Origin of the sequence: Kitasatospora sp. NPDC005856 (genome assembly GCF_040629945.1) — a bacterium.
In the GTDB taxonomy this organism is placed as follows: Bacteria; Actinomycetota; Actinomycetes; order Streptomycetales; family Streptomycetaceae; genus Kitasatospora.
In genome coordinates, this window is sequence record NZ_JBEXWT010000008.1 from 38,515 (window position 1) to 50,985 (window position 12,471).

Annotated in this window: 8 protein-coding genes; 4 read left to right on the plus strand and 4 right to left on the minus strand. The window is 74.6% G+C overall.

What is annotated here, in order from left to right:
• Positions 1–39 precede the first annotated feature (39 nt).
• Both ABZ449_RS07540 and ABZ449_RS07545 read left to right on the plus strand, forming a co-directional pair.
• Positions 40–972, plus strand: coding sequence for a GNAT family N-acetyltransferase (locus ABZ449_RS07540; protein WP_360341751.1), 933 nt, complete (start codon positions 40–42; stop codon positions 970–972).
• 182 nt (positions 973–1,154) lie between these two features.
• On the plus strand, positions 1,155–2,771 hold the full coding sequence (locus tag ABZ449_RS07545; RefSeq protein ID WP_360341754.1) for an enoyl-[acyl-carrier-protein] reductase FabV: 1,617 nt from the start codon (positions 1,155–1,157) through the stop codon (positions 2,769–2,771).
• A 431-nt stretch (positions 2,772–3,202) separates the two neighbouring features.
• On the opposite strand, the gene ABZ449_RS07550 is transcribed toward ABZ449_RS07545, so the two are convergent.
• The 3 genes from ABZ449_RS07550 to ABZ449_RS07560 all read right to left on the minus strand — a co-directional run bounded on the left by ABZ449_RS07550 (position 3,203) and on the right by ABZ449_RS07560 (position 5,898).
• Positions 3,203–4,402 carry an FAD-dependent oxidoreductase gene (locus ABZ449_RS07550; protein ID WP_360341757.1) on the minus strand — a complete coding sequence of 400 codons (1,200 nt, stop codon included), beginning with the start codon at positions 4,400–4,402 and terminating at the stop codon, positions 3,203–3,205.
• Positions 4,399–4,596, minus strand: a complete 198-nt coding sequence (locus ABZ449_RS07555) for a ferredoxin (protein ID WP_360341760.1) — start codon at positions 4,594–4,596, stop codon at positions 4,399–4,401. The genes ABZ449_RS07550 and ABZ449_RS07555 overlap by 4 nt, the downstream gene beginning before the upstream one ends.
• A 102-nt stretch (positions 4,597–4,698) precedes the next feature.
• Positions 4,699–5,898, minus strand: coding sequence for a cytochrome P450 (locus tag ABZ449_RS07560; RefSeq protein ID WP_360341763.1), 1,200 nt, complete (start codon positions 5,896–5,898; stop codon positions 4,699–4,701).
• A 202-nt stretch (positions 5,899–6,100) separates the two neighbouring features.
• On the opposite strand from ABZ449_RS07560, the gene ABZ449_RS07565 reads away from it, so the two are divergent.
• Positions 6,101–6,706 (plus strand): MarR family transcriptional regulator, encoded by a 606-nt coding sequence (locus tag ABZ449_RS07565; protein ID WP_360341766.1) that lies wholly within the window; start codon positions 6,101–6,103, stop codon positions 6,704–6,706.
• Positions 6,707–6,737: 31 nt separating this feature from the next.
• On the plus strand, positions 6,738–8,273 hold the full coding sequence (locus tag ABZ449_RS07570; RefSeq protein ID WP_360341769.1) for a PTS transporter subunit EIIC: 1,536 nt from the start codon (positions 6,738–6,740) through the stop codon (positions 8,271–8,273).
• 24 nt (positions 8,274–8,297) lie between these two features.
• On the opposite strand, the gene ABZ449_RS07575 is transcribed toward ABZ449_RS07570, so the two are convergent.
• Positions 8,298–12,341, minus strand: coding sequence for a polymorphic toxin-type HINT domain-containing protein (locus ABZ449_RS07575; protein ID WP_360341772.1), 4,044 nt, complete (start codon positions 12,339–12,341; stop codon positions 8,298–8,300).
• Positions 12,342–12,471 lie beyond the last annotated feature (130 nt).

Genomic DNA, 12,471 nt, shown 5'->3' on the forward strand with positions numbered 1-12,471 from the left:
CGAGGAGGTCGTCGCGGCGAACCGCGGGGGAGGGAGGGCATGGGTGCCATGGTGCGACCGAGGAACGTCGTCGACCGCGGGGCCTTCGCGCTGCGGCGCTGGCGGGGACAACGGGACTTCGCGGCGGCCTTCGCCCTGATCGAGGAGTCCTTGGCGCACCTGCGTCCCTGGGAGCCGTGGGTGGCCCGGCACGACGAGGAGCACACCCGCGCCCTGCTCACCCGCTGCGACACCTGGTGGGCGAGCGGCGAGGTGTACACCTATGCGATCGCCGAGGACGGCGTTCCGGTCGGCATGTGCCAGGCCGTCCGTGCGGACGAGCCCGGCGGCCGCCGCATCGGCTACTGGCTGCACCCGGCCGCCACCGGCCGGGGCCTCGCCACCCGGGCGGTGGCGGCACTGGCCGAGGAGATGTTCACACTGCCGGACGTGGCGCACCTGGAGATCGTGCACGACCTGGCCAACACGGCCAGCGCCGCCGTCGCGCGCCGCCTGGGCTTCACTGAACTCCGCCGGGAGCCCGCCGCCTTGCCGCTCGCCCCGGCCGGCAGCGGGACCGCCGTGGTCCGGCGGCTGGACCGGCCGCAATACCCCGTCGCCCTCCCGCCCGTCCACGATGACAATGATCCGGTGAACGACACCCTCGCCGCGCCGCCGCCCGTCGTCCTCGGCATCGACGACCTCCGAACGCTCCCCAGGGCCACGCGGATCGCCCGCACCAGCCGCGAAGGCGTCCAGCTCCTGGAGGAGTACCGCGACGGCTTCATCGACGAGCTGTGGCTCGACCACGATCTCGGGGGCGACGACACCATCATGCCGGTGGTCACCCTCCTGGAAGAAGCCGCCTTCCACGGACGGCCGTTCCGGATCGGAGCGGTGTTCGTGCACAGCGCCAATCCCACCGGAGCCGAAACCGTCGTCCGGTCACTCGCGCACTGGAACTACCGCGTCCGGCGGGCGACGGCCCGGTAGACCGACCGACTCGGCCGGCGAAGCGCCTAGCCGAAGCGGGAGGACCGCCGCAATGACGAGCTCCCACAAGTGGAGGCCCGATCTTCCGTGACGGCATGGCAAGGGTGGCGCCCGCCGACGCGGATAGGCTCCGGACGACCGACACCTTGATCACGATCTCCGGATCGGAGAGGCGCCACCGCGTGAGCATCCAGCAGATCACCCCCAAGCAGCGGGGCTACCTGATCGTCAACTCCCACCCGGCCGGCAGCGAAGCCACCGTCGACCGCCAGTGGCAGCGCATCGAGCCCGCGACGCCGGCCGACCGGGCCCCGGTCGCCCTGGTCCTCGGCGCCAGCGCCGGATACGGCCAGGCGCTCCTGCTCGCCGGGCTGCGCCGCCAGGGCATCCGTGGCATCGGTGTCGGCTACGAGGCCGACGCCACCGAGCGGCGCACCGCCACCGCCGGCTGGTACCGCACCGCCGCGACCTCGGCCCTGGTCGAGCGGAGCGGGGGAGACTTCACCTTCGTCAACGCCGACGCCTACGCGGACGCCACGCGCGCCGAGGTGCTCAAGCTCCTCGCCGAGCGCTACGGCCCGGTCGACTACCTCGTCTACTCGCTCGCCTCGCCCCGGCGCACCGACCCGGCCACCGGCGAGGTCCACCACTCGGTGATCAAGCCCCTCGGCGTGCCGTACACCTCGCCGTCCCTGCTCTTCGACGGCGGCGCCCCGCAGATCGGCACCGTCGACCTCACCCCGGCCGACGAGGCCGAGCGGGCGGCGACCGTCAAGGTGATGGGCGGCGAGGACTGGCGGCTGTGGGTGCGGGCGCTGGCCGACGAGGACCTGCTCGCCCCCGGCTTCACCACGGTGGCCCTCTCCTACGTCGGCTCCGAGATCACCGCGCCGGTCTACCGGCAGGGCACGATCGGCGCCGCCAAGGAGCACCTGGAAGCCACCGCCCGTCAGTTGCAGACCGAACTGCTCGCCGACCGCGGTCGGGCGTTCACCGTCGTCGCCGGCGCGGCCGTCACCCAGGCGTCCACCGCCATCCCCTCCATCGCCCTCTACACCTCGCTGCTGCGGATCGCCCTCGGCGAGGACGGCTGGCGCACCACCGACGAGCAGGCCGTGGACCTGTGGGAGCAGCTGACCGGCGCCAAGGAGCTCACCCTGGACGAGCAGGGCCGCATCCGCCTGGACGGCTGGGAGCTCGACCCCGCCGTGCAGGACCGGGTGCGGGAGCTGTGGGCCGATCCGGCGGGCGCGCTGGCCGCCGAGTCGGCCGGTGCCGCCTGGTTCTACAACCAGTTCCGGCAGCTGTACGGCTGGGACGTTCCCGGCGTCGACTACACCGCCGGGGTCGAGACCTCGGTGCCCTGGCCCGGGCAGCGGCAGCGCGGTCGGGCTCGGCCCTGGTGCGGCGGTCGGCCGCGAGGTGGAGCGGGAGGCGCGGACCGGCGGACGCCGCCCGTCAGCCCACCGCGGCTCCGGACGGCTGCCGCCGGTTGCGAGCGCGCCCCAGCAGCAGCACGACGAGGACGGCCAGCAGGGCCGCGGCCAGCGCGTACACCGGCAGCCAGAGCGTGGTGGTGGCGGACAGGCAGTCGGCGACGGCGTGCCGGGCCTGCTGTTCCTGTGCGGTGGCGAGGGCGGCGCCGTCCCGGGCGGCCAGGTCGCCGAGGGTGGCCTGCGCCTGCAGCCGCGCGTAGTCGCCCAGGTGGGGGCAGTCCTCGCGGGTGCCGGGCATCGGGAAGAGCCAGGACCAGCGCTGCATCGCCGGGGCCAGGGCGAGGGCCACGGTCAGTCCGATGACCAGCGCGTAGGCGGCCAGGCTCCGGGCGTAGCCGGCCCCCGCGTCCGTCGCACGCGTCGGCGGGCGGGTGGAGGAGAGGACCACCGCGAGGAGGGTCAGCCCGATGTAGGTGGAGAACCACTGCCACGAGCCGGTGGAGAGCGAGAACGCGAGCACGGCGGCCAGCGCGGTGCCCAGGACCCCGGCCCGGGGGCTCACCGCGGGGATCGGAGCGGGCCCCCGGGCGGCTCGTCGGCTGCGGTCGTCCATGTGCTTGCTCCCCTGGCCGGGTGTGGGCCACCAGTTTCCGGGCGCGGCCGTTCCGGTGGCCCCGCACCATGCCGGTCCGCCCGCCGCCTCGCCCGGTTGGCGGGCGGCAGCGGCCGGCGGACCGTACCCGGTGGGCCGGCGGCCTGCCCGGTTGGCGGGCGACCGTGCCCGGCCCGGGGCCTCAGGCCGGTTCGGGCGGCCACGGGCCGTGCGCCGCCACCTGGGCGCGCAGCCCGCGCAGCGCCCGGGCGGCGGCGATCCCGACCGCGCCGGTGACCAGGCCGTCCCGGACGCAGACGGCGGCGAAGCGGTGCTCCTCGAGGCTGCCGTCGACGACCTCGAACCGTTCGGCGTCCCCGGGCCGGCCGAACACCTGCACCCGCAGCCCGTACTGATCGGTCCACAGGTACGGGACCGGCCGGTAGGCCTGCCGGGCGCCGTCCGGGCCGGCCAGCAGGTTCCGGGCCGCGTGCACGGCTTGCTCGGTGGCGTTGGTGCGCTGTTCGAGACGCCGGTGGCGGCCGGTGCGCGGGTCGGGCCAGGAGGCGGCGTCCCCGGCCGCCCAGACGCCGGGGCCGGCGGTGCAGTACTCGTCGCAGACCACGCCGTCGTCCAGCGGGACGCCGCTGCCGGCCAGCCACTCGGTGGCGGGCTCGGAGCCGACGGCCATCAGCACGGCGTCGGCGGCCAGTTCGGTGCCGTCGGCGAGCCGCACGCCCCGGGCCCGGCCGTGGCGCTCCAACAGTCCGGTGGCCACGCCCCGGTGGAGCCGCACCCCGTGCTCGCGGTGCAGGCCGGCCAGCAGCGCGGCCGTCTCGGCGCCCAGGACGGCGGACAGCGGCGTGGCGGTGGAGGTCAGCCAGGTCACCTCGGCGCCGAGCTCGACGGCGGTGGCCGCCGCCTCGGCCCCGAGAAGTCCGCCGCCGACCACCAACAGCCGTGCGCCCGGCCGCAGTTCCTCACGCAGGGCGAGGGCGTCGGCGAGGGTGCGCAGCACGTGCGCCCCGGGCCGGGGTGTGTCGGCGCCGGGGAGCCGGCGCGGGCGGACCCCGGTGGCCACGACGACGGCGTCGCAGCGCACCCGCCGGCCGTCGGAGAGCCGCACGGTGCGCTCGCCGCGGTCCAGCCGCTCGGCCCGGACGCCCAGGCGCAGGTCGAGCCGGAGCTCGTCCAGCGCCTCGGGGCCGCGCAGGGCCAGGCGGTCGGGCTGCCACTGCCCGCCGAGCACGTGCTTGGACAGCGGCGGCCGGTCGTACGGCGGCTCCGGTTCGGCCCCGATCAGGGTGAGGCGGCCGTCGTAGCCGGATCTGCGCAGCGCCTCGGCGGCGTGCAGTCCGGCCGCGCCGGCGCCGACCACCGCGATCTCCCGCGGTGCGGTCACACCTGCTCCAGCTGGATCGCCGCGGCCGGGCAGACGGCGGCGGCGTCCTGGACGGCCTGGTGAAGCTCGGCGGGCGGTTCGGCGTCGAGCAGGACGACGATGCCGTCCTCGTCGCGCTGGTCGAAGACGTCGGGGGCGGCGAGCACGCAGTGCCCGGCGCCGCAGCACTTCTCCTGGTCGATCCGGACGAGCATGGTCTTCCTTTCGGAACGGGTGCCCGGAGGCTGTGAACTCCGGTGCGGAATCAGGTGGGTTGACGGTGTCGAGGCGTTGTGGCGGCTCCGGGGGAGCCGGGGTCACCAGGCGATCGGCAGCGTGTGGACGCCGTAGACGAGCATCTCGTGGCGGAAGCTGATCTCCTCGAACGGGACGGCCAGGCGCAGTCGGGGCAGTCGCCGCAGGACGCTGGTGAGGGCGATCTGCAACTCCAGCCGGGCCAGCGGCTGTCCCAGGCACTGGTGGCTGCCGAAGCCGAAGGCCAGGTGGCGGCGCGCGTCGCGGGTCAGGTCGAGCTCGTCGCCGTCCGGGAACTCCCGCTCGTCCCGGTTGGCGGTGTTGACCATGCAGATGACGCCCTCGCCCGCCGCGATCCGTACGCCGCCCAGGTCGATGTCCGCGGTGGCGATCCTGGCCAGGCCGGAGTGCACGATGGTGAGGTAGCGCAGCAGCTCCTCGATGGCGCCGGGCACGGACTCGGGGTGCTCGCGCAGGTGGTCGAGCTGGTCGGGGTTGCGCAGCAGGGCGAGCACGGAGAGCGCGGTCATGTTCGCCGTGGTCTCGTGTCCGGCCACCAGCAGCAGCCGGCCCATGTCGCCGATCTCCTCGGTGCTCAGCTCGCCGCGCTCCACCAGGCGGCTGAGGATGCCGTCGTCGGGGCGGGTGCGCTTGCTCTCGGTGAGCTCGATCAGGTAGTCGGCCAGCTTGGTCTGGGCGTCGGTGACCTCCTCGGCGGTGGAGTCGCGGCGCAGCAGGACGCGGCTGCACTCCTGGAAGAAGTCGTGGTCCTGGTAGGGGACGCCGAGCAGCAGGCAGATGACCAGCGACGGCAGCGGCAGCGCGAACTCGCGGACGAGGTCGGCCTCGGAGCGTCCGTCGGTCATCCGGTCCAGCAGGTCGTCGGCGATCCGCTGGACCTCGGGGCGCAGTGCCTCGACCTTCTTGATCATGAATTCGCCGGTCAGCATCCGGCGGAAGTGCGAGTGCTCGGGTTCGTCCATCCGGATGATGGTGGGCCGGCCGGTGTTCAGCTGCCGGGCGCCGGCGCTGACGAACGGGAAGCCGGGCCGGGTGGAGTCGGAGCTGAACCGGGCGTCGGCGAGGGCCGCCTTGATGTCCTCGTGGCGGGTGATCAGCCAGGGGGTGGAGCCGTCCCACAGGGAGACGCGGCTGATCGGCTCCTCCTGACGGGCCTGCCCGTAGGCGGGCGGCGGGGCGAACGGGCAGGTGCCGCGGGCGGCGGGGTGGGTGAACCGCGGGGTCTTCTCGGCGGTGGCCATCGGTGAATCCCCTTCCGGGAGTTGAGTCCGGCCATGGCGGAAGCGGCCATAATTACGTGCCCAAAGCAACTAACTCACCGTCACGTTAACTCGCGTTCCGTGGTGACGAAAGGGCGCACCGGGAGTCGGCCGAATCTGTCCGAAATCCGGTCGCGGCTCCCAGGCCCGGCCGCCGCCCGAACCGGATCGCTACAGTTCCTCCATGTCGGACGAAGAAGACGCCGAAGACGATCGGACCACCGCCTCCGCGCCGCACAGCCCGGACGGCCTGGACGGTCTGGAGGACGTACTGGCCACGCTGGCCTACCTGTTGACGCGCTCTCAGGAACACGAGCGGCGCACCGCCCGGGCCGGCATCACCGCCGCCCGCTCGGACGTCTACCTGCTGCGCGCGCTCGCCGAGGGCGCCGGCGCCAGCCGGGTGAGTGATCTGGCCGACCGCCTGATGGTCAAACCCTCCCACGTCACCCGCCAGATCGACCGCCTCCAGGGCCAGCGACTGGTCGAACGCAGCCAGGACGCACAGGACCGGCGGGCCCGCCAGGTGGCCATCACCGCCGACGGGCGCGAGCTGCTGGACCGTCTGAAACAGGCCAACATCATCGGACTCGCCGGCGCGCTGGACGGCGTCCCCGAGCCGGACGTCCTCGCCACCGTCACCGTGCTGCGCCACCTGATCGACCGGTACGTGCACCGGGTGCGCACCATGGGAACCGAGGACGACCCGCTCCCGGACCGGACGGACGGCGGCGCCGACACCCCGCGGGCGGTGGCCCGCCTCGGCACCGGCGCGCACGGCGGCGGTTGAGCCGGGGGAGCACCCGGGTACGTCCCCCGGCATGTCGGACGAGAAGAACCGCGCCGTGGCCGAGGCGATCCTCCCGCTCGTCGGCGGCGCCGCCAACATCCGCTCGGTCGCCCACTGCATGACCCGGCTGCGGCTGGGCCTGGCGGACCGCTCCCTGGCCGACACCGAGGCGCTCCGGGCGCTGCCGGCGGTCCTGGGCACGGTCGAGGACGACACCTACCAGATCGTGCTCGGGCCCGCCGCCGTCGCCGGGGTCACCGCGCAGCTGCGCCGCCTCCTGGAACCCGCCGACGCGCGCGCCGGGACTGACGGGGCCGACAGACGCGACGGGGCCGACGCACGGAAGGCAGCCGGCGGACGGGCCGGACCGGGAACCGCCCCCATCGCCGAGGACCTCGCCGGACGCGGCGAGCGCCTCCGCGCCGAAGCACGGGTGCGCAACGCGACCCCCGTGAAAATCGCGCTGCGCCGCATCGCGAACATCTTCGTCCCGCTGATCCCCGCCCTGATCGGGTGCGGGATCGTCGCCGGCCTCGCCGGGGCCCTCGCCAACCTCGGCTGGGCACCGGCGCTGGTCACCGCCCTGGGCCCGGTCTCCTCCGGATTCATGTCCCTGATCGCCGTCTTCGTCGGCTACAACACCGCGAAGGAGTTCGGCGGCACACCCGTGCTCGGCGGCGCCGTGGCCAGCGTGATCGTCTACGCGGGGGTCGCCAAGGTGGAGGCCTTCGGCCACCACCTCACCCCCGGACAGGGCGGCGTGGTGGGCGCGCTCGGCGCCGCGCTGCTGGCCGTCCACCTGGAGCGCTGGACCCGCCGGCTGCTGCCCGCCGCCCTGGACGTGCTCGTCACCCCGACCGTCACCGTCCTGCTCGGCGGCCTGGCCGCGCTCTTCGGCCTGATGTTCGTCGCCGGGGAGGTCTCCACCGCCATCGGCCACGCCGCCACCTGGCTGCTCGCCCACGGCGGCCTGCTCGCCGGACTCGTGCTCGGCGGCCTCTTCCTGCCGCTGGTCATGCTCGGCCTGCACCAGGCACTGATCCCGATCCACACCACCCTGATCCAGCAGCAGGGCTCCACCGTCCTGCTGCCGATCCTCGCCATGGCCGGCGCCGGGCAGGTCGGCTGCGCCGTGGCCGTCTACCTGAGGCTGCGCCACAACGCCTCGCTCCGGGCCACCATCAGGTCCGCCCTCCCGGCCGGCCTGCTCGGCGTCGGAGAGCCCCTGGTCTACGGCGTCACCCTGCCGCTGGGGCGCCCCTTCGTCACCGCCTGCGTCGGCGGCGCCGCCGGCGGAGCCTTCGTCGGGGTGGCCGGCCAGCTCGGTGACGCCGTCGGCTCCACCGCCATCGGCCCCTCCGGCTGGGCGCTGTTCCCTCTGCTGGCCGGCCCGCACGGACTCCTCGCGGGCGCCGCCGTCTACGGCGGCGGACTGCTGACCGGCTACGTCGCGGGCTTCCTGGCCACCTGGTTCTTCGGCTTCACCCGCGAGACCCTCGCCGAGTACAACGCCCAGGCCGCTGCCACCGCTGCCGTGGACGGGAGGAGCGCGGGCCCGCCGGTCTGATCCCCGGCGGACCCGCGCCGGGGATCAGCTCGAAGCCATCTCACGCGCCCCGAGCAGGTCCTGCGACCGCACGGTGCCGGCGTAGTCCTTCCACCACACCTTGAGCGCGTACCCCTTGGGGAGGATCGACCGGACGGCGTTCAGGCAGGCGGTCCGGTCCCCGTCGACGTCGCACGGCCCCTGGGGGTCGTTGAGGACGAGCTCCCCGAACGACATCCGGTGCTTGACCATCCGCCAGGCCAGCTTCGTCTCGACGAGCCCGGCGGTCGGACCCGAGGAGTTCAGGAAGGCGGCGATCTCCTGGGAGTCGACGCCGTCCCCGCTCGGGAGCGCGCCACCGAGCGGGTAGTAGTCCCCCTCCCAGCCCCGGACGATGACGGTTCCCCGGGTGGGGCCGCCCTTCTGCCACGCGGGCAGCCTGCCGATGAGCTGCTCGGCGAACTGCTCCCGCCCGTCGTTGTGGACCAGGACGGGCGTGCCGCCCGCGAGCACGAAGTAGGTGTGCAGCTCGTCGACGGTGAGGTTGTAGGCGGGGGAGGGAGCGGTCCGGTGCTCGACGGAGGCGAGCTGGACGGCCGCACCTGTGTCGGTGCGCAGGGTGTCGCCCGGGCGGAGGTCGGCGGCGTCGGTCCACCGGCCGGTGTTCTGCGCCCAGAAGGGGTGGCGGTCGGTGGCGGTGACGGTGGACGTCCCGCCGTCGGCGGTGGTGACGGTGAGTTCGGTGAACTCGGTGTCGTTCGGGCTGGAGATGGTCGCCCGGACGGTCCGCGGGCCGGTCGTGCCGGTCCGGGGGTCGGCGGCCTGGACGGCGTCACCCGCGCGGATCTGCTCGATCGGGCGGGTCGTTCCGTCGGCCATGAGGACGAGGGTGCCGGCGGGGAAGCTGTTGAAACCGGGGATGTGGTCGAGGAACCTCCGGACGAGCGGTTTCGCCTTGCCGATCTGCTCGCCGGCCCACTTGGTGACGGCGACGCCGACGTTCTTGAGCTTCAGGCCCCACTTGACGGCGGTTCCTACGGGGTTCGCGCGACGCCCCGCGCCGACGCAGTTGGTGAGCGAGTCGGCGAGACCGGAGTAGTCGGCGAAGTACTCACCGATGGACCACGCGCAGTTGATGATGCCGATCGCCGGGCCTGCCTCCGGGAGGTACTTGGCGACGCCGAGGATGTCGTGACCGATGGGGGAGAGCCTGTCGTACCACTCCTTGAAGGGGATGTCCGGCAGGACGTACGTGTCCAGCACCGTCAGCATCGCCAGTTCCGACATCCGCCGGATCGCGTCCTCCCGCTGCGCCTGCTGGACGGCGTCCCGCTGGGCGCCCTCCGCGATGGCGCGGGCCTCGTCGCGGCTCTTCCCCGCGTTCTCGGCGGACTGGCGGGCGGAGGCGACCGCCGCGTACGCGATGTCGGCGGCACCGCGCGCGGCCGCCGCGCTGGCCGCCGCGTAGGTGGCCGAGTTCTGCGCGGATTCGGCCGCCCGGTTGGCCGTGGCCTCGGCGGCGCGGGCGGTGGCGGCGTAGCCGGCGGCCTTGGTCGCGGACGCGTCGGCCTTGTCGGCGGCGGTCTTGGCCTGCTGCGCGAAGCCGGCCGCCGCCGTGGCCGCCTCGCTCGCCTGGGCGGCCGCGGCGTTGGCCGCGTCGGCGGCGCCTGCGGCGATGGCCGCGGCCTGGGCGGCCTGGGCGGCGTTCTGCCGGGCGAGCGAGGCGACCTGGGCCGCGCCGTTGATGGCGTTGTCGATGCCGGCGACGTGTGCCTCGGTCAGCCCGTCCTGTCGTCGGGCCTGGTACTGGCCGGTCTGGAGGAAGTCGGTGAGGACCGGGTAGGGGCCCTCCAGGGCGATCTGGGCGGCGGACTTGACCTCGGCGCCGCCGGTTTCGATGAGCTGGGAGGCCTTGACACGGTCGTCGGCCGCCTTGGCGTCGTACTGCCCCTGACTGAGGAAGGAGACGAGGGTGTCGGGGGTGTTGGTCTCCAGTGCGGCCCTGGCGGCCTCCTGGAGGTGGGGCCCGCCGGTCTCGATGAGCTGGGAGACCTTGACCCGGTACTGGCCGAGTGCCGCGGTGTGCCGGCCGGTCTGCAGGAACGCACGGACCGCGGCCCCGTCGCCGGTGAGCGCGGTCTTGGCCGCGGTGCGCACGGTGTCGTACTCGCTGTTGTCGGCGAGGTAGCGGGTCTCGGCGCGGTCGTCCTGCTCGGCTGAGGTCTGCCAGGCGGTGCGGACGTAGTCGACCACGGCCTCGTCGCTGCCGGCGAGGGCGTACTCGGCGGCGGACTTGGCCCACGGGCCGCGCACCTTGAGGGCGGCGAGCGCCATCTTGCGGCCGTCGGCGACCACGGTGGCGAGGTCGGTGCCGGGCTGGGACGCACGGGCGGCGAGTTGCACCGCGTCCTGGTCCAGCTTCCGGGCCTGGGCCTTGGCGTCGTCGGCCGCGCGCTGGCCGGCATCGTAGTCGGCCTTCAGATCCTGGGCCTGGACGATGCCGTTGGCCTTGCGGGAGTTCAGTTCCTCGGCCTCGACGAGCGTCGCCTGGGCCTGGACCACGCCGGCCTTGGCGACGGCGGTGCCGGAGTCGGCGGCGGCCTGCTTGGCGCTCTCGGCGTGGGCGGCGGACTGCTGGGCCGCGTTGGTGGCGTTGCCGGCGTTGGCGGCGGCGTTGCGCGCGGACTCGGCGGCCTTCGTGGCGTGGTCGGCGGCCGAGTTGGCGGCGTCACGGGCCTCGGCGGCGGCCGGGCCGGCGTCCTTGGCGAACTTGGCGGCGGCGTTGGCGGAGCGGGTCGCCTCGGCCGCGTTGCGGCGCGCCTGGGCCGCGGCCTGCTTGGCCTCGACGGACGAGGCCCCGGCCTGGTCGGCGTAGCCGCCGGCCTGGTCGGCCGCGTCGGCGGCGGCGTTCACGTCGGCGACGGCGGAAGCGGCCTTCTCCGCGGCGTACTGGGCCTGGAACGCGGCCTTGGAGGCGTTGTCGGCGGCGGCGCCGGCGGCGCGCGCCTGGGCGGCGGCCTGGGTGGCTTCGGCGGCGGCGGCCTCGTCGACCCTGCCCGCGGCCGCGGAGGCGAGCGCCCGGGTGGTGGCCTGGGCGGCCCCGGAGGCGGCGGCCGCGGCACGGGCGGCGGCGGTGGAGGCGACGCGGGCGGCCTGGACGGCGGCCCGGGCGGCGGCGATCGAGGCCCTGGCCGCGTCGGCGGCGCGCTGGGTGGCCTCGGCGGCGCGCCTGGCGGCGGCCGTCGCCCGCTGGGCGTCGTTCTTGGCGGCGAGGGTTTCGGCGAGGGCCTCGTCGGTGGCCTTCTTCGCGAGCGCGGCGGCCTCGACGGCCCGGTCGGAGGCCTCCTTGGCGGCGTCCTTCTGGCGTGACGCCTCGTCACCGGCCTTCTGTGCCTGCTGGACCAGCTGGTCGATGGTCGCGTGCTCCTGATCCCGGGCCGCGGCGATGTGCTCGCCGGTCTCCAGGAAGGTGCGGATCTCCTCCGCGCCGCCCTCCAGCGCGAGCCGGGCGGCCTGCTTGGTAGCCGGGCCGCCGCTCTCGGCGAGCTGCGAGACCCTGATGCGGTCGTCGCTCTCCTGCAGCGGGTACCGACCCTGCTCCAGGAAGGCCTTGACGTCCGCGATCGGCTTGTCCAGCGCGGCGAGTGCGGCGGCCTTGGTGTGCGGGCCGCCGGCCTCGGCGATCTGCGACACCAGGACCCGTTGGTCCTGCTCCAGCGGCGCCGTCCAGCCGTCCTTGAGGAACGCGGCGACGTCCTGGTCGGTGCCCGCGAGCGCCGCCTCGACGGCCGCGCGCAGCCGGGGGCCGCCGACGGTGACCATCTGCAGGGCGGCCGCCCGGCTGTCCTTCGCCTCGGCCTTGGCCAACTCGCCGTCCTGCGGGGCCTGCGGCGTTCCCAGGAACTGCCGGACCTGGTCCTGCGATCCGCTGAGGGCGATCTCGGCGGCCGCCTTGACGCTCGGGCCGCCGTCCTTCCACGCCTGCAGCACCCGCCCGCGGTCGGTCAGCGGCGCCGCGGGCGGCGGAGTCCCGTCGGCGGCTGCCGGGGACAGGGAGAGCGTGGACGCCAGCAGTGTGACCGGCAGCACCGTGCGGCACAGCAGTCCGAACCCCGCCCTCCTTCCGCGGACTCCCAAACCCCTTGAATACGAACTCATGAATACCTCGCTGCCTATCGGTCGGTGTTATTCCGGCGGCGTTCCCACGTCCCGTTCGCCG

Coding starts and splice junctions, on each gene's coding strand:
- ABZ449_RS07540 (WP_360341751.1), top strand. CDS start 40: ATGGGTGCCATGGTGCGACCGAGGAACGTCGTCGACCGCGGGGCCTTC.
- ABZ449_RS07555 (WP_360341760.1), bottom strand. CDS start 4,596: ATGCTCGTCCGGATCGACCAGGAGAAGTGCTGCGGCGCCGGGCACTGC.
- ABZ449_RS07560 (WP_360341763.1), bottom strand. CDS start 5,898: ATGGCCACCGCCGAGAAGACCCCGCGGTTCACCCACCCCGCCGCCCGC.
- ABZ449_RS07565 (WP_360341766.1), top strand. CDS start 6,101: ATGTCGGACGAAGAAGACGCCGAAGACGATCGGACCACCGCCTCCGCG.
- ABZ449_RS07570 (WP_360341769.1), top strand. CDS start 6,738: ATGTCGGACGAGAAGAACCGCGCCGTGGCCGAGGCGATCCTCCCGCTC.